General features: G+C 47.5%; 11 protein-coding genes. 8 read left to right on the top strand and 3 right to left on the bottom strand.

Translation table 11 applies throughout. From position 1 onward, the window contains the following. Positions 1-36: 36 nt before the first annotated feature. Both ABW391_RS00150 and ABW391_RS00145 read left to right on the top strand, forming a co-directional pair. Complete coding sequence (locus ABW391_RS00150; RefSeq protein WP_353479803.1) at positions 37-6,834, top strand: beta strand repeat-containing protein; 6,798 nt, start codon at positions 37-39, stop codon at positions 6,832-6,834. Positions 6,835-6,845: 11 nt separating this feature from the next. Then, a complete protein-coding gene (locus ABW391_RS00145) occupies positions 6,846-9,539 on the top strand; it encodes a beta strand repeat-containing protein (protein ID WP_353479802.1) in 2,694 nt (897 codons plus the stop codon). On the opposite strand, the gene ABW391_RS00140 is transcribed toward ABW391_RS00145, so the two are convergent. Genes ABW391_RS00140 through ABW391_RS00130 form a run of 3 tightly spaced genes read right to left on the bottom strand, consistent with a single transcriptional unit; the run spans position 9,534 to position 12,738 of the window. Further along, positions 9,534-9,962, bottom strand: coding sequence for an NUDIX hydrolase (locus ABW391_RS00140; protein ID WP_353479801.1), 429 nt, complete (start codon positions 9,960-9,962; stop codon positions 9,534-9,536). The two genes, ABW391_RS00145 and ABW391_RS00140, sit on opposite strands and share 6 nt — an antisense overlap. Further along, positions 9,944-11,350 (bottom strand): tail sheath stabilizer and completion protein, encoded by a 1,407-nt coding sequence (locus ABW391_RS00135; protein ID WP_353479800.1) that lies wholly within the window; start codon positions 11,348-11,350, stop codon positions 9,944-9,946. The genes ABW391_RS00140 and ABW391_RS00135 overlap by 19 nt, the downstream gene beginning before the upstream one ends. A 14-nt stretch (positions 11,351-11,364) precedes the next feature. Further along, positions 11,365-12,738, bottom strand: coding sequence for a magnesium transporter CorA family protein (locus ABW391_RS00130; protein WP_353479799.1), 1,374 nt, complete (start codon positions 12,736-12,738; stop codon positions 11,365-11,367). Positions 12,739-12,810: 72 nt separating this feature from the next. Here ABW391_RS00130 and ABW391_RS00125 point away from each other — a divergent pair, with 72 nt between their 5' ends. From ABW391_RS00125 to ABW391_RS00100, 6 genes are all read left to right on the top strand, one after another. Continuing rightward, on the top strand, positions 12,811-13,962 hold the full coding sequence (locus ABW391_RS00125; protein ID WP_353479798.1) for a hypothetical protein: 1,152 nt from the start codon (positions 12,811-12,813) through the stop codon (positions 13,960-13,962). A gap of 29 nt (positions 13,963-13,991) precedes the next feature. Continuing rightward, complete coding sequence (locus ABW391_RS00120; RefSeq protein ID WP_353479797.1) at positions 13,992-14,762, top strand: hypothetical protein; 771 nt, start codon at positions 13,992-13,994, stop codon at positions 14,760-14,762. A 10-nt stretch (positions 14,763-14,772) separates the two neighbouring features. Further along, the gene (locus ABW391_RS00115; protein ID WP_353479796.1) at positions 14,773-15,330 is read left to right on the top strand and encodes a 3'-5' exonuclease; all 558 of its coding nucleotides are present in this window, start codon (positions 14,773-14,775) and stop codon (positions 15,328-15,330) included. Further along, the gene (locus ABW391_RS00110; protein WP_353479795.1) at positions 15,327-15,971 is read left to right on the top strand and encodes a nucleoside/nucleotide kinase family protein; all 645 of its coding nucleotides are present in this window, start codon (positions 15,327-15,329) and stop codon (positions 15,969-15,971) included. The genes ABW391_RS00115 and ABW391_RS00110 overlap by 4 nt, the downstream gene beginning before the upstream one ends. A gap of 427 nt (positions 15,972-16,398) precedes the next feature. Beyond that, positions 16,399-19,854: a phage tail sheath C-terminal domain-containing protein gene (locus tag ABW391_RS00105; protein ID WP_353479794.1), complete on the top strand. Its 3,456-nt coding sequence runs from the start codon at positions 16,399-16,401 to the stop codon at positions 19,852-19,854. Positions 19,855-20,121: 267 nt separating this feature from the next. After that, positions 20,122-20,559 carry a hypothetical protein gene (locus tag ABW391_RS00100; protein ID WP_353479793.1) on the top strand — a complete coding sequence of 146 codons (438 nt, stop codon included), beginning with the start codon at positions 20,122-20,124 and terminating at the stop codon, positions 20,557-20,559. The last annotated feature ends 1 nt before the right edge of the window (position 20,560 follow it).

Here is a 20,560-nt window from a genome sequence, read left to right as displayed (position 1 = left end):
ATAAATACATTATAACCAATACTAGGAGCGTAATCAATGGCATTTCCAACAACACCCACAAACGGTCAAGTAACCGTAGTTAATCAGATATCATATCAGTATTCCAGTGCAACCAACAGCTGGACTAGAATTTTATCCACAGCAAACGTTATTACTGCCAATACCATTGCAGTAAATGGCAACTTGACTGTGGGAGTGGACATTGTTGCCAGCGGCAATATCACAGCTGATTATTACTTTGGTAACGGTAGTCAGTTGACTGGAGTTGTGGCTTCAAGCGGCGGTTTTCCAATCTCAGCTGGCAACAGCAATATTGCAGCAGCAGCTAATAGCAATATTGCAATTACGGTCACAGGAACTCCCAATGTTGCTGTGTTTGCTCCAACTGGTGCTTTTGTAACAGGTGTTGTTAGTGCAACAGGAACCGTAACCGGTGGCAATTTGGCCACTGGCGGAACAGCTTCAGCAGCAGGAACCGTAACCGGTGGCAACATTGCCACTGGGGGAACAGCCAGTGCAGCAGGAACAGTAACAGGTGGCAATTTGGCCACAGGCGGAACTGCGTCAGCAACAGGTACAGTAACTGGTGGCAACTTGGCCACTGGTGGCACAGCCAGTGCCACAGGCACAATAACTGGTGGTAATCTAATAACTGCCGGACTAACACAAACAGGTAATTTTAGTATTACTGGCAATGTAATTGGTAACTTATTGCCCTCTGCCAACGCAACATTCAACCTTGGCGGTCCAGGACAATATTGGAAAGATTTGTATCTAAGTGGTAACACACTGATTCTTGGTGATCAAACACTCAGTTCAAATGCTACTGCAATTTTTACAGCCAATAATTTTAGTTCCAACAATCTGGCTGCAACCAGTGCAGTATCAGCAGGAACCACAATTAGTGCCGCAGGTACTGTAACAGGTGGCAATTTGGCCACTGGTGGTACAGCAAGTGCCACAGGCACAATCACTGGTGGTAATATTGCAACTGGTGGAACAGCAAGTGCCACAGGCACAATAACTGGCGGCAATGTACTCACTGGTGGACTGATAAGTGCTACTGGAACAATAACTGGCGGCGATACAATAACTGGTGGCAATCTGGCCACAGGTGGAACAGCAAGTGCTGCTGGTACAATAACTGGTGGTAACGTCTTAACTGGTGGATTGATCAGTTCAGCTGGTACAGTGACCGGTTCAAGTTTGTTGGGCACAGTTGTCAGCGCAAGTGGTAATGTTACTGGTGGCAATGTTGTCACAGGTGGACTGATCAGTGCCACATCAACAATTACTAGTTCAGCTACCGTAACCGGTGGCAATTTGGCCACAGGTGGAACTGCTAGTGCAGCAGGAACTGTAACCGGTGGAAACATTGCCACAGGCGGCACAGCTAGTGCCACAGGCAATATCACAGGTGGCAATGTCTTAACAGCCGGACAAGTAAGTGCAACCGGCAACGTAACTGGTAACTATATCCTGGGTAACGGTGCATCCTTGACCGGAGTTATCACCAGTGTGGCCAACATCAACAATGGCACATCAAATGTGACTATTGCTGCTGCCAACGCCAACGTCACAGTCAGTGTCAACGGCACATCAAATGTTGCGGTGTTTGCCACAACAGGTGAATACGTTACAGGTGTTGTTAGTGCAAGCGGTACAGTAACTGGTGGAAATATTGCCACAGGTGGTACATCAAGTGCAACAGGTACAGTAACTGGTGGCAATTTGCTAACTGGTGGATTAATCAGTGCTACAGGAACAATAACTGGTGTTGACACAATAACAGGTGGCAACTTAGCCACAGGTGGAACTGCTTCAGCAGCAGGAACTATAACCGGTGGCAACTTGGCCACAGGTGGAACTGCATCAGCAACTGGCAACATCACAGGTGGTAATGTACTCACAGGTGGATTAATTAGTGCCACATCAACCATCACAAGTTCAGCCACTGTAACCGGCGGCAACTTGGCCACTGGTGGAACCGCTTCAGCAGCAGGTACCGTAACAGGTGGAAATATTGCCACAGGTGGTACTGCAAGCGCCACAGGTAATGTCACTGGTGGTAATTTGTTGACAGGTGGATTAATTAGTGCCACATCAACAATCACTAGTGCTGCCACAATAACCGGTGGAAACATTGCCACAGGCGGTACTGCGTCAGCAACTGGCAATATCACTGGTGGCAATGTACTTACTGGTGGACTGATTAGTGCAACTGGAACAATAACCGGTGTTGATACAATAACAGGTGGCAATTTGGCCACTGGCGGAACTGCTAGTGCAGCAGGCACCATAACAGGTGGCAATATTGCTACGGGTGGTACTGCAAGTGCTACAGGAACTGTAACCGGTGGCAACTTGGCCACAGGTGGAACTGCAAGTGCAGCAGGTAACATAACTGGTGGTAATTTGTTGACAGGTGGACTGATCAGTTCAACTGGCAGCATTACAACAACATCTAATATCTCCGGCGGCAACTTGTTGACCTCTGGACTGGTATCAGTAACCGGCAACGTTATTGCTGGCAATGTTAATACCAGTGCTATTAGACCCACAAGCGGTGCATTGACAATCAGCACAGCATCGGGTAATTTAAACTTGAATCCTGCAGGCAACATTGTATTAAGTGCAAACACCTGGATTAACAACGTAAATTATCCAGCACAGTCTTCTGATGCAGCCAACAAAGAATACGTTGACAATCTTGCAACAACTGCTATCAGTTATCACGAGGCTGTGGTTGTGGCAACAACTACTACCCTGGCCACTACCACAGGTGGTACGATTACATATGCTCAACCCAATGGCGTAGGCAATGGTGTTGGTGCAACACTGACCACAACAGGATCATTTAATTTAATTGATACCGGCAATGTTCAAACCATTGGCACACGTATTCTGGTCAAAGATCAAGCCAACGCTGTGCAAAACGGTGTGTATGTCTGGGCCAACGCCACAGTAATTGTTCGATCTACTGATACTGATCAATACGGATCTGACAATGCAGAATCATTCAGTATCAATGATTATTTCTTCACTACTGGTGGTAATGTTAATGCAGGCTCGGCCTTTATTGTTAGTGCGCCAACAGGTGTAATCACATTTGGCACAAGCAATATTTCTTTTAGTATATTCAGTAGTAGTCAAGTTTACTCAGCCAATTCTGCAGCTGGTCTGAGCCTTAACGGCACAGTATTCTCAGCCAAGATTGACAACAATACCACAGCATTTGACGGCACAGGCAATATCATTGTCAAGGCTGGTGCTAACCTGACTACACCCAATATTGGTGCTGCAACAGGTACAAGTGTAAGTTTGACAGGCAATGTTCAAGGTGGCAATGTGGTCACAGGCGGCCTAATCAGTGCTACAGGCAACATTACTGGTGGTAATATTTCCACTGCTGGCACATTTGGTGCAGCAAGTCTGAGTGCATCAGGCAATGTCACCGGTGGCAATTTGCTGACAGGTGGATTGATAAGCTCAACCGGCACAGTAACTGGTTCCAGTTTGTTGGGATCTGTTGTCAGTGCAAGCGGTAATGTCACTGGTGGCAACGTCTTAACTGGTGGATTGATTAGCTCAACTGGTACTATCACAAGTGCAACCACAATAACCGGTGGCAACCTGGCTACAGGTGGTACTGCATCAGCAACCGGAACAATTACAGGTGGCAACTTGGCCACTGGTGGAACAGCAAGTGCAACTGGTACCGTAACCGGTGGTAATTTAGCCACAGGTGGAACTGCAAGTGCAACTGGTAATATCACCGGTGGCAACGTCTTAACAGGTGGTTTGATCAGTTCAACTGGCACTATCACAAGTGCAGACAGTATTACTGGTGGTAATTTGTTGACAGGTGGATTAATCAGTGCTACATCAACAATCACTAGTGCTGCCACAATAACTGGTGGCAACTTGGCCACTGGCGGAACAGCCAGTGTTACTGGTAATATCACTGGCGGCAATGTACTCACAGGTGGAATAGTTTCAGCAACTGGCAACGCTATCTTTGGAAATATTTCAACTTCCGGATCAGGCGGTAATATTTCTGGTGCCAATGTAATTTCAAGCACCACACTCAGTGCCACTGCAAATGTCATAGGTGGCAATGTCTTAACAGCCGGACAAGTAAGTGCTACTGGTAATGTTACTGGTAACTACATTCTGGGTAATGGTGCATCACTAACTGGTGTTATCACCAGTGTGGCCAACATCAACAATGGCACATCAAATGTGACTATTGCTGCTGCCAATGCCAATGTCACAGTCAGTGTCAACGGCACATCAAATGTTGCTGTGTTTGCCACCACAGGTGAGTTCATCACCGGCGTGTTAAGTGCAAGCGGAACAGTAACAGGTGGAAACATTGCCACAGGTGGTACGTCAAGTGCCACAGGCAATATCACAGGTGGTAATGTACTCACAGGTGGGCTGATAAGTGCTACTGGAACAATAACCGGCGTTGACACAATAACTGGTGGAAATATAGCCACAGGCGGAACTGCAAGTGCTACAGGAAATATCACCGGTGGTAATGTACTCACAGGTGGTTTGATCAGTGCTACATCAACCATTACCGGTGGCAATATTGCCACAGGTGGTACGTCAAGTGCCACAGGAAATATCACCGGTGGTAATGTACTCACAGGTGGCTTGATTAGTGCTACTTCAACTATCACAAGTTCAGCCACAATCACAGGTGGAAACTTGGCCACTGGTGGAACTGCTTCAGCAACTGGCACAGTAACAGGTGGCAATTTGGCCACTGGTGGTACTGCGTCAGCAACTGGTAACATCACCGGTGGCAATGTACTCACAGGTGGCTTGATTAGTGCCACATCAACCATTACTAGTGCTGCCACAATAACCGGCGGAAACATTGCCACAGGCGGCACCGCAAGTGCCACAGGCAACATCACTGGTGGTAATGTGTTGACAGGCGGACTGATCAGTTCAACAGGAACAATTACCGGTTCAAGTATACTGGGCACAGTTGTGTCTGTAAGCGGCAACATCACTGGCGGCAACATCAGCACAACCGGATTGATCACTACCACTGGCAACATTGCTGGTGGCAACATTCTGTCCAACAACTACTACTATGCCAATGGTCAGGCCATTGTGTTTGGTGTAAATTACACAGCAAGCACCACACCACCAGCCAACCCACTGGAAGGCTGGCAGTGGTACAATACTTCCACAGACGTGCTGTATGAATATCTCAATGACGGCACAAGCGATTACTGGGTTGACATAATTAGTCCTGCTTTTGCAGGCGGAGTAGTTGCCAACGTGGCAATCTCAGGCAGCCTGCTGGTAGCCACTACTAATGTGTATGATATTGGTGCTAGTGGACAAACATTCCGAGATGTGTATGCCACAAACTACTATGGCAACGGTGCTTCGTTGAGCGGTATCATTACCAGTGTAAGCAATATCAACAACGGCACAACCAACATGAGTGTGGTCAGCTCAGGCGGCAATATTGCAGCGTCAGTTGGCGGAACATCAAATGTGATGGTTATCACTTCGGCTGCTGTGTCAATCACTGGCGATTTAAGTGTAAGCGGCAACGCCACACTCAGCGGCAACATTCTGGGCGATAGAATCCAGAACGGAACCACACAGATTGATATCCAAACGCTGAATGGCAATGCCAACATCACTGTTGGTGGTGTAAGCAATATAGCTGTGTTCAGCACAGACCGAGTAACTGTGGGCGGTAACTTGTTGCCAAGTGCCAATGTCACATATGACCTGGGTACAACAACACAGCGTTGGAAAGATCTGTACTTGAGCAACAGCACAATTTATCTGGGCAACAGTCAGATCAGTGCCAACGCAACAGCGGTTATAATTACCAATCCTGCAGGCGGAACCACAGTGTTGCAAGGAGCAACTCCAAGTATCACAGGTTCAGTTGTCAGTGCAAGTGGCAACGTAACTGGTGGCAATATCTTGACAGGTGGACTGATTAGTGCAACTGGCAACATCACTGGTGGCAATGTTGCAGTCACAGGAGCATCTACTGCTGCAAATTACAGTGCAAGTGGTAATGTCACTGGTGGCAACATCTTGACAGGTGGCCTGATTTCAGCAACTGGCAACATCACTGGTGGCAATGTACTGGGTGGAGCCAATGTCAATGCTACAACACACACAGGTGCTACAGTTAGTGTAACTGGTGCTATCACTGGTGCTAGCTTGACAGTAGCAACTGGTAACATCACAGTTGGTAATTTGCTTATAAGTGGGGCAATTCAAGACTCTGCTCAATTGGATCTCCAGACCACTGCTGGCAACGCCAATATTGTGTTGACACCCAATGGTACTGGTAATGTCAACATCAGTAGCAACTTCATGCCAACCGGCAACGCCACAGCTAATATTGGTAGTGCGGCATTGAGTTTCAATAGACTGTTTGCTCAAGCAACATCAGCACTCTACGCCGACTTGGCTGAAATGTATGTGAGTGACGCCGAATACGATGCAGGTACTGTGGTAGATTTTGACGGAGCTCAAGAAATCACAATAAGTAACACTGATTCTAGCAAACGAGTTGCTGGCGTAATATCAACCAATCCTGCACACCTGATGAATTCGGGCATAGTTGGTGATATCACATTGCCAGTGGCACTGATTGGTAGAGTTCCAGTCAAGGTAACAGGTGTTGTACGCAAAGGTGATCTAATGGTGTCAGCAGGAAATGGTAGAGCTCGGGCAGTAACAATTGCAAGTCCAAAAGTAGGTACCATAATTGGCAAGGCACTGGAAAACTTCGCAGGCGGTGAAGGCATGATTGAACTTGTGATTGGCAAAAATTAAAAGGGTAGTAGATGGCCTTTCCCAGCACGCCAACTAACGGGCAAATTGCAGTAGTGGGTGGTATAGCATATCAGTATGCTACCACCCCTAATTCTTGGAGTCGAATTCTTTCGTCTGCCAACATCATCACGGCCAACGCCATCTCGGTCAACACTCTCACAGCCAATACTCTCAACGTCAACAATAACCTGTACAACATTGCCGGCAACATATCAGCCACAGGCAATGTGACCGGCAACTATATTCTAGGCAACGGATCGCTACTAACAGGCATAGCAGGCGGTGGCGGAACAAGTATTGCCAATGGCACGTCCAACATAACCATAACAAGTTCAGGTGGAAATGCCACTGTGAACATTGGTGGCACTGCCAATGTAGCTGTGTTTGCCACCACAGGCGAATATGTCACAGGTGTGGTCAGTGCTTCAGGCAATGTCACAGGCGGCAACCTACTCACAGGTGGCTTAATTTCAGCAACAGGCGCACTAACTGTGACCGGTTCAACCTTCTTGGCAAATGTTAGTGCTGGAAATATTGATGCTGGTACTGTGTATTCTGGTGGTAATATAACCACCAATGGCCAGATATCTGCGACTGGAAACATAATCACCAATGGCCAGATATCTGTTGTGGGCAACGTCACTGCTGCTAGTGGTTTATTTACAAATATCGTAAATGTAGCCAGCTTCACAGGTGCAGTGGTAAGTGTGTCAGGTAACATCACTGGTGGCAATGTAGTCACTGGCGGCCTGATCAGTGCCACAGGCAATGTTAGCAGCGGTGCATCAATTAACACAGTGAATTTGAGTGTTTCGGGCAATGTGCTTGGAAACTTGTTGCCAAGTGCTGATATAACATACAACTTGGGTAGTCCCACTCAGAGATGGAATACTCTGTATCTAGCAGGCAACACTATTGAGTTGGGTACTCAGAGTATCAGTGCCACTGCCACTGGTGTCAGTCTGGGGACTGGCGATCTCATTGGCGGCAACGTAACCACCACAGGGCTGATCTCAGCAACAGGTAATATCACAGGCGGCAACATACGTACAGGCGGATTAATTTCGGCCACGGGCAATGTCATAGCCAACAACGGCATGTTCACCACAATTGTGAATGTGGCCAGTCATACAGGTGCTGTGGTCTCAGTGAGTGGCAACGTTACTAGTGGAAATGTTAACGCAGATGGCCTAGTTTCGGCAACAGGCAACGTCACAGCCAACAATGGCATGTTTACCACGATTGTAAACACAGCCAGTCATACAGGTGGCCTAGTCTCAGTAACAGGCAATATAACAGCCAACAATGGCATGTTTACAACGATTGTGAATACAGCCAGTCATACTGGTGCTGTGGTCTCAGTCTCAGGTAATGTAACTGGTAATTACTTTGTTGGCAATGGATCGCTACTGACAGGCATATCTGGAGGAGGTGGCGGCGGAGCAAATATTGCTAACGGCACAAGTAATATCACTATCGCAAGTTCAGGCGGCAATGCCACTGTGAACATTGGTGGCACTGCCAATGTAGCTGTGTTTGCCACTACAGGCGAATTTGTTACTGGCGTAATTTCAGCCACAGGCAACATCACCGGTGGCAATGTTAATACAGGCGGATTAATTTCAGCAACAGGTAACGTCACTGGTGGTAACATATCAACTGCTGGTAATCTAACTTTCAGTTCAACTGCACAACGCATACTTGGTGACTTTGGCAACGCTACTATCGCAAGCCGGCCAATGTTCCAGTCAAGTACAGCAAATAGCAATACAATTTTAATAGTAATTCCAAGTGGAACTGGTAATTTAAGTAGTTTCAGTGCTTTAAACAACAGCAACACAACCAATACATCAACAATTCAAATAATTGCAGCCGCTGCTGACAGTAGACTTCAAGCAGGACAAATTGGTACCGGATCATACTTACCACTAACCTTTTACACAGGTGGTAGTGAACGAGCCAGGATTGATACCAATGGCAACGTGGGCATTGGTAATACTGCTCCAACTACCAATCTGGCTGTGGCTGGCACAGCATATGTTTCTGGCAACATCACCGGCGGCAATGTTAGTGGCACTTTATTAACAGGAACACTAGCAACAGCAGCACAAGCAAATATTACCTCAGTTGGTACATTGGGTGCGCTAGCAGTAAGTGGCAACGTCACCGGTGGCAACTTGACCACAGCAGGTATTATCACAGTGAACTCGAGTGCAGCGGTCACTGCCATTGTGAATGGAGCCGGCAATGCAGTGGGCAACATTGGCAGTTCAGGCATCTACTTCAATAGACTGTTTGCTCAGGCAACCACAGCACTGTATGCTGACTTGGCCGAAGTCTACAAATCAGATGCTGAATATCCTCCGGGCACTGTGCTGGTATTTGGCGGTGATCAAGAAGTAACTGTCAGTAACTCAAGTCATGATGCTAGAATTGCAGGGGTAGTATCTACCAATCCTGCTCACGTGATGAACTCAGGACTGGTTAGTGAATTCACTGTAGAAGTTGGCTTGATTGGTCGTGTACCTTGTCAAGTGATTGGTCCCGTTGCTGTGGGTGATCGAGTGGTATCCAGCAGTCGAGCAGGTGTTGCCGAACGCCTGGACATGCAGCACTATCAACCAGGTGTGATCATTGGCAAAGCAGTGGAAAGTTACAACGGCACCGGTGTTGGCACAATTGAAGTAGTGGTTGGCAGACTATAAGGTCTGTTCAATCTGCCGAATTTTTTGCTGTACAGCGTCTAGATTCACAGTGTTCCACAATCCAGGATGCAGCGGCCTAGGCCAGCGTCCTGTGCTGATCCAGGCATAGCCCACATGTTCATGATTTAGTTCAGGCACAAACTCCTGTTCCACCCGACACCAGAAGGTGTGATATTCAAACGCTGAATCAGGTGATGTGAATTTTTCAATAGGTATCAATTGCTTGTATTCGGGCATGGCACCCAGTTCTTCTGCACACTCTCGTTCCACTGCTGCAATTAGTGTTTCGCCGTACTCTACCTTGCCACCTGCCAGTCCCCAGGTGTCAGGATACTTGGAATCGTTGCGCAGTAGATACAGATATCTGTGTGTGTCAGGACAATAAAACCATACCCCCACTGCTTTCACAATATGAGGTTCCATGCGCCCCCGGCGTACAGGCCGTCAATGCTCTTGACCCATTTCATGTTGTCCCAGTAGTACTGGATACCTGTGGTCAGATTGACCACGTACTGAGCACCAACATCGTTTTGACTGTCAAATGCTATGATCCATCTTGCACCATTGTATTCCACAATGTCGCCGCTGTGGGCAATCAAGGGCTGAGCACCGGATCCACTCCAGGCAGTGGGATTGGTGCCCACGTTGGCAGCATTGCCGGTGCTTTCAGTCAGCAGGTATCTTTGTCCTGTCACCGCAGCAGGCAAGCCATCTCCTGGAGCAGCAGTCAAGGGATTGACCACAGAGTTCACAGGATCCAGAGTGTTTTGTGGTGCAGTGTCAGGATCAATGTTGAAGATCAACAATCGGTCATCAGCAGGATTCACAGCAACAGTGCCCACAATACTGGAATCTGGTGCCCAGGGATTGTCCAAGGTGACATAACTGATACCAGGTCTGAGAACTCCATACGCACTGACCACTGCTGGCCATGTGATTTGTGGATTTTCTACTATGGGAAATGTGAACGGTGCCAGGCTCAGGCGATCAGGATTCACAACCTGAGCAGGCTGCAACACCTGTAGTTGTCCATCCAACAGTAACACTTGATAACTGTATGGAGTTACCTTGACTCTGGTGCCCAGCAGCAGGTCGTTGTCCAGCAGCGCATTGTTGGCATCGCCGTTGGCATCAAAAATAGACGCAATCACACGTTCCACAACACCCAGCTTCTTGACCTTGGCCGGACTTGATATCCAGATTGGCAGGCTAAAAGTCAGAGTCATGTTGTCTATGGGATTTTCTGTGCCCACAGGGATAGTTCTTGAACTCCAGTTCACACGTTCAAGATCGCATGTGGTAAGACTGGTCCAGTCAATGTAGTTGTCCGTGGCCTGTATCTCCAGGCTAGGATTGAACAATGTGGCAATTTGTTCGAACAACTGCATCTTTTGATTGGTGTTGGTGGTCCATATGTCCAGGTTGATTGTCAACTTGTAGGGCACTGGCATCAGGCGTTCAATTTGAAAAGCATTGCCCTGTGTGGTTTCATAAGTTTCTGTGCCAGGATCATATGATCGCTGACGAACCATCATTTTGTTCACATGATAGGGTTCTTGCATTCTGGGTCGATCATAGTCCAGTCCTGTGATGTGAAAAGTCATCAAGGGAGAGGACGGCAGCGAGTTGGCAGAATTCTGTTGTATAATTGTCTGTGCTTGACGACTGGCATCACCGTAGCGTATGGGCACACGCACCAGATCCTTGATGCCTTGCTCATCACGCCCGTACTCAACTTCGAACAAGCTGAACATGCGGGTGAATTGCAACAGATATCTACGTATCTGTTCGTCGAAAAAAAATTGACTCATTAGTTTGTACCTGGTTAACTGGACTTCTGATATGGCTGTGTGGCTGGGTAGGGATTTGCAGTTTTATTACCGCCATCGTCGCCGTTGACAGCATCTGGTATCAGGGCTTGACTCAGACTCTGACGACTAGGTATGTTGCCAAGATCAGTGGAGTTCACAGTGTATGTATTGTTCACAAAGCCCGACCGCAAAGTATTGTTGTTGGCACCTGGTGTGAGATTGGTTCTAACATCGCTTTCGATCTTGATCCAGCTGGTGCCGTTGAATCTAAACAAGCGATTGGGGAAATAATCCAAGCGCAAAGCAAACTGTCCAGCAACAGCAGCGGGCGGAAAATTAACGCCAGCAGTCACAGGCAATCCGTTGGGTGCTTTGCCGTCACCGGTTAGATAGCCGGCAGTGTAGCCATCGCCGGTTGGAGTGTTGCCATCGTTGGCCACAGTGCGGCTGGCATCTGTGATGGTGTAATCTGCGGTGTAGGTTGCTGATTCAGGATTGGCAGGTGTACCATCTGAATTGGTGGCCACAATATAAAATTTAACCACATCAAATCCTGACTTGGGAACTTCTGCTTCGGCCTGAACCAGGATAGCATCATTCAGTTCTAGATCCTTGGGTCTAGTGCTTTGCCAATCAGCAATGCTGATGGGATTGATTTTTTCAGTCCAGTATTCTGCATTGGTTATCTCTGTGCCCGGAGGAACGTTTTTGTTTGATATGTAATATTTGTCGCCGTATAACACAGTTGTTCCACCTGGATAAAAATTGCCCGGATCCCAGATGTTGTTGGGTTCAAACGGCTGCTTGGTAATATCGTTGTACTCTTGTGCATTGACCATGGGCGTGGCCTTCACACGCCACAGGTGTGGTAGCCAGGTTTGGCTAAAGCCTTCGCTGGCAAACGATGCGTCTTGGATCACATACCACTTGGGCAGGGCTCGGGGTATGTCACTGTTCAAAGGATTGTAGTCGCGTAGACTGGGCAATTCCAGCACGTCTCCACTCATGAGTTTGCGACCCACGGTGTCTATCATGCGGTTGTAATGAAAGGTGATAAACAAGGTGTCGTTGTTCAGGAACAGGCCAAATTGTGTAAGATCAAAATCTATGTCTTGTGCTCGATAAACGCCACGCATGACATAGATGTCTTGATCGTATTTTCTATCTCTATTTTCCAACAACAACAGATCTTCAATAAACAACGGATTCAGTGTGTCATATTTAGGCAAGGTAGCATCCGGATTGCCTCCGTTGTCGCCTGTGGCCGGGCCCAGGTATTTGTGCAGATACACGTCGGCTCCGCCCACCTGATACATTTCGGCTATTGTTCTATCAAAAAACTGATAGTCGGCTGAGCGATTGGGTTTGTATAGTGATAATCTGGGCATGGTAATGTATTTATGGGTCAGTTGACCAATAATCCTGTTTGTGTTATAATTACTGCATTAGTAAGGAGTACCATGAAAACCACTGCCACTGCTCAGCCAGTTCGCGCCACTGTGCGTCCATTAAACCCACGCAGCGCCGATACCAAATTCATGGGCGATGAGCCCACCTGGCGTGTACAGCCCATTTATGATCGAATAAGTCAGTTGACCAAGGCGTTTAGCTGGTACAATTACTTTTATGGCAAAAAGGATGCCAGAGACATGGTGGTGAGCTACCTGGAAACTCACGGCCGCAAGAACGATGTGCGACTGCTTCGCGGTGTTCCGGATTCTGCACTGAGACTGACCACAGGCTGGATGTGTAGAATGAGCCAGGTGGGGCTGGACTTGACTGAAGCAGAACAGATTCAACTAGACAACATGCTGGCAGACACTCTAGGAACCACTCAACAAGCAGAAGTGGAAAAAACAGACACAGCACCTGCCCGCCAAACCATCCAGGATCGATTGCGGGAAAAACTTACAGAATGTGCAGGCGAGCTGGAAGGTTTGTTTGACGATTTTGTGGTGTCCGGTGCCAAGATGAGCGCAGACATCAAGCCCATTACTATCATCCGTGGCAAAAATGTAGCACCACAAATGGTAAATGAAATTGCCACAGACTGGAAACGCAAACTTGTAGAATTTGAAACAGTGATTGGCGGCAAGGATGCTCAACTAGCAGAAGGCTACAGCAACTTCACCAAGATTCAAATGCGCGGCATTGTGAAGTTTTGTGAAGCAGTGATCAATGACTGTGGCGCATACGTGCAGATCAAGAAGGTTGACCGCAAGCCACGCAAGGCCAAGGCCATTAGTCCAGAAAAACGTGCAGCCAAGTTCAAGTTTCAGGCAGAAATTGTGGATCTCAAAATCAAAGGACTTGCTCCTGCAAACCTAGTGGACAAGAGCGAAGCCTGGCTGTATGACAGCAAGAAACGCAAACTGATCCATGTGGTAGCAGACTCGCATGTGGGCACATTTACTGTCAAGAGCAACAGCATCATTGGTTTTAGCACCGCAGAAAGTGTGCAGAAAACTGTGCGCAAACCAGCTGACATTGTGCGGGCCATGCAGGCCGCTGGCAAGCCTGCTGCTAGAAAGATCTACAAAGATCTAACCACTACAGAGACACAGTTTAACGGACGTGGAACTGAGAACTTGGTTATACTGAAGGCGTGGTAAAAGACTAAATATAGGGCACGGAGCCCCTAATGGTCGAACAACAATCTATTGATTTAATCACGCTAAAAACCAATCTCTTTGAGTATGTGCGCCTACAACTGGGCCATCAAATCATTGACCTTGAACTTGATCCTGCTCATCTAGAAGCAGCGTATCAAAGAACTGTTGGCACCTATCGCCAACGGGCCAACAATGCCTACGAAGAAAGCTACAGCTTTATGCAGTTGGTAAATCAGCAGAACATCTACACCTTGCCACAAGAAGTGCAGAGTGTTAGACAGATTTTCCGGCGCAGTTTTGGCATTGCCTCGGGGCCAACAGGTTCTAATTTTGATCCGTTTAGTCAGGCACAGATGAATGTGTACCTGATCAACTTTAACCAATCAGGCGGCCTGGCCACCTACGATTTTTACACCCAGTATGTGGAATTGGCAGCTAGAATGTTTGGCGGCTTTATAAACTACACCTGGAATCCTGTCACCAAAAAACTACAACTTATTCGCAGCCCAACCGGCTACGGTGAAGTGGTCCTGTTGTGGACCTACAATCTCAAGCCCGAAATCCAGTTGTTGGGCGACTTCCAGATCCAACAATGGATCAAGGACTACATGGTAGCAGCCAGTAAAATGATCATTGGTGAAGCCCGTGAAAAGTTTGGCACCATTGCCGGCCCCAATGGTGGCGGTACTCTCAATGGTGCAGCAATGAAGGCCGAAGCACAGGCACAAATGGACAAGTGCATTGAAGAGCTCAAACTGTATGTGGATGCTTCTCAACCATTGACCTTCGTTATCGGCTAAACTATCTCTTGTGGCACGAGCCACTCTGTGTTATACTTGCAGTATGGCAGATTTAATGATCGATATTGAAGGACTTGGCACAGGTCCCGACACAACTATTTTGACTATTGCAGCTCAGAGTTTTGATCCGCTGGATACAGGCTATCATGAACGACACTACTATGCCAGGATTGATCTAGAAAGTCAACAAGCCCGCAGCATCCAACAAGGCACCATAGACTGGTGGGCCACCCAACCCACAGCAGCACGGGACGAAGCATTCAACGAACAAGACCGTATTCCTCTGGACCAGGCACTGGATGAACTGGCCAAGTTTATCTGGCAGAGCCGATTGATCTGGGCCAACGGTCCCACCTATGACATGAACATAATTGAGCATGCCTACAAGAGCTACAACAAGCCTATCCCGTGGCAGTTTTACGTGGTTCGCGACAGTCGCACCATATATAGTTTGTGGCCTGAGCTGCCCCGTCCTGCTACCAGTCATCATGCACTAGAGGATTGTCGCCGTCAAATTGACATGCTGCAAGCCACACTAAAACATCTGGACGTAAAGGAATTAAAATGATCATAGGAGTTGTGGGATTCATAGGCAGCGGTAAAGATACCATTGCAGATTATCTAGTTAACATACATCAATTCCGTAGAGAAAGTTTTGCCAACACACTCAAAGACGCTGTGAGCCATGTGTTTGGATGGAACAGAGAACTGCTGGAAGGGCGCACCAAGCAAGCCCGCGAATGGCGGGATCAAATTGATCCTTGGTGGGCAGAACGTTTAAAACTGCCCAAACTAACTCCACGTTGGGTGCTGCAATACTGGGGCACAGAAGTTTGCCGTCAAGGGTTTCATGACGATATCTGGATTGCCAGCTTGGAAAACAAACTGCGTAACTCCACAGACGATATTGTGATTAGTGATTGCCGCTTTCCCAACGAAATTAAATCAATCAAGGCAGCAGGCGGCATTGTGGTGCGTGTGACCCGTGGACCTGAACCTGTGTGGTATGATGCAGCCGTCAGCGTAAATCACGGACCCGACGGCAACTCTAACTGGACCATCAGCAAAGTCAAGCTGGAACGTAGTAAAATTCATGCCAGCGAATATGCCTGGGCAGGCACAAAGTTTGATGCTGTGTTGGACAACAATTCCAGTCTAGATCACCTGTATGAACAGGTGCAGCAGCTGGTAACTCAACGATCAGCCTGAAGTTGATTAGGAACCCAGGGTATATCAAGCCGCTTTACTTCCTCCATGCAGTTCAAACAAACTGTGCGTAAGTTCCGTAAATCACTGTGATTTAGATTTCCGTCCAGATGGCAAACCAGCAACTGAGAATTATATCTAGCCTTGAACCCACAGCGATCGCATGTGGGTTTTTTCTTGTATCCGTCTAGTTGCCACCGCGGTTTTGGGGTCTTAATTTTTTTGTTTCTTCTAATGCAGTGGTCGCATTTGGTTCGATAGTGTACAATCTCGTTGCGGGTGTAGTTCACAGCTACTAGGCGTTGATTACAAGTAGAACACATGGGTCTCATGGGGTATTTACCATACAAACCTTTGCAAAGGGCAACGCAACACCACTGGTTTTGTCATCATCCGATAAATATCTACATAAGTTTTTAAAGGAGCCAAAATGGCACTAGTATCACCCGGAGTTCAAGTCACTGTAATTGACGAAACAAATTACATTCCTGCAGCCACAAACTCAGTACCTTACATGTTGATCGCCACAGCGCAAAACAAAGTTTCAGGTTCTGGCGTGGATGTTGCAGCTGGCACACTAGCGGCCAACGCAAATAAAGTTTATTTGGTCACTAGTCAACGTGATCTATCAGCTACATTTGGCAATCCGTTTTTCTACAAAACCACAGCAGGTACGCCAATCAATGGTTACGAGCTCAACGAATATGGTTTGTTGGCTGCTTACTCTGCCTTGGGTATCACCAATCGTGCGTATGTTCAACGTGTGGACATTGATCTTTCCGAACTCACAGCCAGCCTGGTTCGCCCCACAGGTGAACCCAATGATGGCACATTCTGGTTAGACACTGCCAACACTATCTGGGGCACATTTGAATGGAACCTGACCACTGGTGCATTTAGCAATCAAGTGCCCTTGGTTATTACCAATACGTCGGACCTCACCAGCGGAGTTCCTTCTCAAGATTACGGCAGCATTGGAGATTACGCTGTGGTTGCAACCAACGTTGCCAATCCTATATATTACAAAAATGGCGCAGCAGCTACAACTCAAACCACTGCTACTGAATTGTCAGACTTGTACAATACCTGGGTCCTGGTTGGGTCCAATGACTGGAAACTGAGCTGGCCAACCTTGACAGGCGCCAATGCTGTGACAGCGGATTTAACAGCCAGCAACACCATTGTGATCAATGGTTCAAGTGTTGCTGTTCCTGTAGCTCCCAACAATGATATTGCTGGTCTTAGTGCAGCTATCAATACTAGAAACATCCTTGGTGTTTACTCAGCAGTCATAGACAACAAACTGTGTTTATTTGCTGATGCCAGTGCCACAGCTGACAATTCCACAGCCGACGACGGTATTGTTGTTGTTAACTCAACAGGTTCCACAGCAGGACTGCTAACTACCCTGGGTATCACTGCCAACGTTGCCAATTATGCTCCTACCCTGCAACAAAGTGCCAACTTCACTGTGCCACGCTGGAGAACCACAGACGATCAACCTAGACCCACAGGCAGCGTCTGGAACAAGATCACCAGCAGCAATCTTGGAACTTCAATGGTTGTGAAAAAATACAGTATTGCACTAGGTGCATTTGTACAACAATCTGCCACAGTATATGCCAATGATCAGAGTGCCAATGCAACACTGGACCCCACAGGCGGCGGCAAAAATATTGCTGTTGGCACAACATACACACAATACAATGTGAATCCAGAACTCAGCGGAGTTGCAGCATATCCCTACAACAACACCTACACTCTGCAGGTATTTGAGCGTGTGTCCCAAGGAGCCACAGTAATAACAGGCAGTACATTCACACCCTCATTCACAAATGGTAACCAATTTACTATTCAAACATCTGTAGCAAATTCAACCAGCCTAACTACCGCTGTGACTGCTACCATTAGTGGAACTACTGCTGCGGCATTTATTACTGCGGTAAGTTCTGCTGGAGTTCCGGGTGTGAGTGCAGCAGTGGATTCAACTGGTGCCATTGTGTTCACACAAAGCATCGGCGGTGTGATTGTGCTGGACAATGTGGGTGCCGGTACTGCTTTGAGCAACGCTGGTTTTACCACTGCTACCACTGGTTGCCGCAGTTCTGTTATAAACAACGAAGTTACTCTGTTGCTTAGTGCATGGCAAGCATTGGATTACACGGCCAGCCCAACTGCTCCGGATCAAGACCCAGCTGATGGCCGTTACTGGTATTTTTCTACCACCAGCCAGGTTGATATCATGATTCAGAGTGGAACAGGATGGGTTGGATATCGAAACGAAACCAATGACGTTCGTGGCGACAATCTTTCTCTAACTGATCCTGCAGGACCACAAATCTCTGCCACAGCACCTACCACACAAAGTGATGCCACTGCGTTGGTGTATGGTGATCTCTGGATTGACACTAGCAATCTTGAAATTTATCCTGTGATCAAACGTTGGCAAAATGTTGAAGGTGTGGATCAATGGGTCCTGGTCGACAACACTGATCAAACCACTGAAAATGGTGTGTTGTTTGCAGATGCTCGTTGGAGCCCCACAGGTACTGTGGATCCAATTACAGGTGCCTTGCCCACAATTGTGAGCCTGTTGACCAGCAACTATCTAGACGTTGATGCACCTGATTCTGCACTGTATCCCACAGGCATGTTGTTGTTCAACACACGTCGTTCCGGCTTCAATGTCAAGAGCTTCCAGGTTGATTACTTCAATGCTGCTGATTTCACCTACCCAACCTGGAGTAACAGCACTAGCTATGCTGTGGGCACTGCGGTGTTGTATAATGCAGTACTGTATGTGGCTATCCAAGCCAGTACCAATCAAAATCCGGCTACACAGCCTGCATCCTGGAATCTGCTGGTAACCAATAGCTGGGTCACAGCATCTGGCAACAGAGCAGATGGAGCACCCAACATGGGTCGCCTGGCACAACGTGCATTGGTTGTAGCAGCACTCAAGTCAGGTATTGACACCAGTATCACAATTCGTGAAGAACAAGCAGTGTTCAATCTATTGGCATGTACTGCATATCCAGAATTGATTATCAACATGTCTGCTCTCAGCAATGAGCGCAACAACACCTGCTTTGTGGTTGGCGACACTCCCATGCGCCTGGACGCCAACGGCACTGAACTGGTTGCCTGGGCCACAAACAACAGCGGAGTTGGTACATTTGCCGGCGATGGCTTGACCACCAGCACACCATATGCTGCTGTGTTTTATCCCAGCTGCCAGACCACAGATCTGGGCGGAAGCACAGTTGTGACAGCACCTAGTCACATGATGGTACGCACTATTATCCGCAGTGACGAAGTGAGCTATCCGTGGTTGGCTCCGGCTGGCACACGTCGCGGCGTGATTGACAATGCAGCCACTATTGGTTACATCAACAGTCAAACTGGAGAGTTTGTGACCATTGGCAACAATCAAGGTCTACGTGACATTGAATACCTGAACCGTATCAACCCAATCACGTTTATTCCGGGTGTTGGTATTACCAACTTTGGCAACAAGACCATTTATGATACTGGTAGTGCTCTGGATCGGATCAACGTGGCCCGACTGGTTGCATTCATGCGTGGCAGATTGGAAGAAATTGGCAAGCAGTTCTTGTTTGAACCCAACGATCAAATCACCAGAAACGAAATATCCAACGCCATCAACAGCTTGTGTATTGACCTTGTGGCCAAGCGTGGTATCTATGACTTCTTGGTGGTGTGTGATGATTCCAACAACACACCTGCCAGAATTGATGCCAACGAGCTCTGGGTTGATATTGCTATCGAACCTGTGAAATCTGTTGAATTCATTTACATTCCTCTGCGTCTCAAGAACACAGGCGAACTTGCTGCAGGCTCTGTGGCCACAGCAACCACTGTTTAACATATCGTTAGACTAGTAAATGGGGTGGCAACACCCCATTTTTTTTGGCCTCAACTGAGGTAAATAACTGCATAGGAGATTACAAATATGGCCGTTGCATCATTAACACGAATGACAGTGCCCTTGGCAAGCGATCAAAGCGCGAGCAACCAAGGCCTGCTCATGCCCAAACTCAAATATCGCTTTCGAGTAATATTTGAAAACTTTGGTGTGAGTACACCACGAACAGAATTGACCAAGCAGGTAATAGACTTCAAAAGACCTACCATGACGTTCGATAACATTGAGATACCAATCTACAACAGCACACTGCATCTAGCAGGCAAGGGCAAATGGGCTGAGATCACATGCAATCTACGTGATGATGCGTCAGGTGCTGTCAGCAGATTAGTCGGCGAACAGCTACAGAAGCAAATGGACTTTTTGGAAATGGCCTCGGCTGCTTCTGGTATTGACTACAAGTTTACCACACGCTTTGAAGTGCTCGATGGCGGCAATGGCGCTGCCGCACCAATTGTGTTGGAAACATGGGAATTGTATGGCTGCTATCTGAAAAGCGTGGACTATGGCAACATGGCCTACTCTGAAAGTGCACCAGCAACTATTGCCATGAATATCATGTACGACAACGCCAATCAAACACCCAACGGCACAGGGGTTGGATCGACAATTGCTAGAACTGTCAACGACGTAGTAACAGGATAAT

Source organism: Haliscomenobacter sp. (assembly GCF_040403615.1).
Lineage (GTDB): Bacteria > Bacteroidota > Bacteroidia > Chitinophagales > Saprospiraceae > Haliscomenobacter.
The sequence above is the reverse complement of the archived record's forward strand: the minus strand, read 5'-3'. Positions and strand labels throughout refer to the sequence as shown.

Excerpts from the sequence above, each read along its gene's own strand:
- ABW391_RS00150 (WP_353479803.1), top strand. The coding sequence starts at position 37 with ATGGCATTTCCAACAACACCCACAAACGGTCAAGTAACCGTAGTTAAT.
- ABW391_RS00145 (WP_353479802.1), top strand. The coding sequence starts at position 6,846 with ATGGCCTTTCCCAGCACGCCAACTAACGGGCAAATTGCAGTAGTGGGT.
- ABW391_RS00140 (WP_353479801.1), bottom strand. The coding sequence starts at position 9,962 with ATGGAACCTCATATTGTGAAAGCAGTGGGGGTATGGTTTTATTGTCCT.
- ABW391_RS00135 (WP_353479800.1), bottom strand. The coding sequence starts at position 11,350 with ATGAGTCAATTTTTTTTCGACGAACAGATACGTAGATATCTGTTGCAA.
- ABW391_RS00130 (WP_353479799.1), bottom strand. The coding sequence starts at position 12,738 with ATGCCCAGATTATCACTATACAAACCCAATCGCTCAGCCGACTATCAG.
- ABW391_RS00125 (WP_353479798.1), top strand. The coding sequence starts at position 12,811 with ATGAAAACCACTGCCACTGCTCAGCCAGTTCGCGCCACTGTGCGTCCA.
- ABW391_RS00120 (WP_353479797.1), top strand. The coding sequence starts at position 13,992 with ATGGTCGAACAACAATCTATTGATTTAATCACGCTAAAAACCAATCTC.
- ABW391_RS00110 (WP_353479795.1), top strand. The coding sequence starts at position 15,327 with ATGATCATAGGAGTTGTGGGATTCATAGGCAGCGGTAAAGATACCATT.
- ABW391_RS00105 (WP_353479794.1), top strand. The coding sequence starts at position 16,399 with ATGGCACTAGTATCACCCGGAGTTCAAGTCACTGTAATTGACGAAACA.
- ABW391_RS00100 (WP_353479793.1), top strand. The coding sequence starts at position 20,122 with ATGACGTTCGATAACATTGAGATACCAATCTACAACAGCACACTGCAT.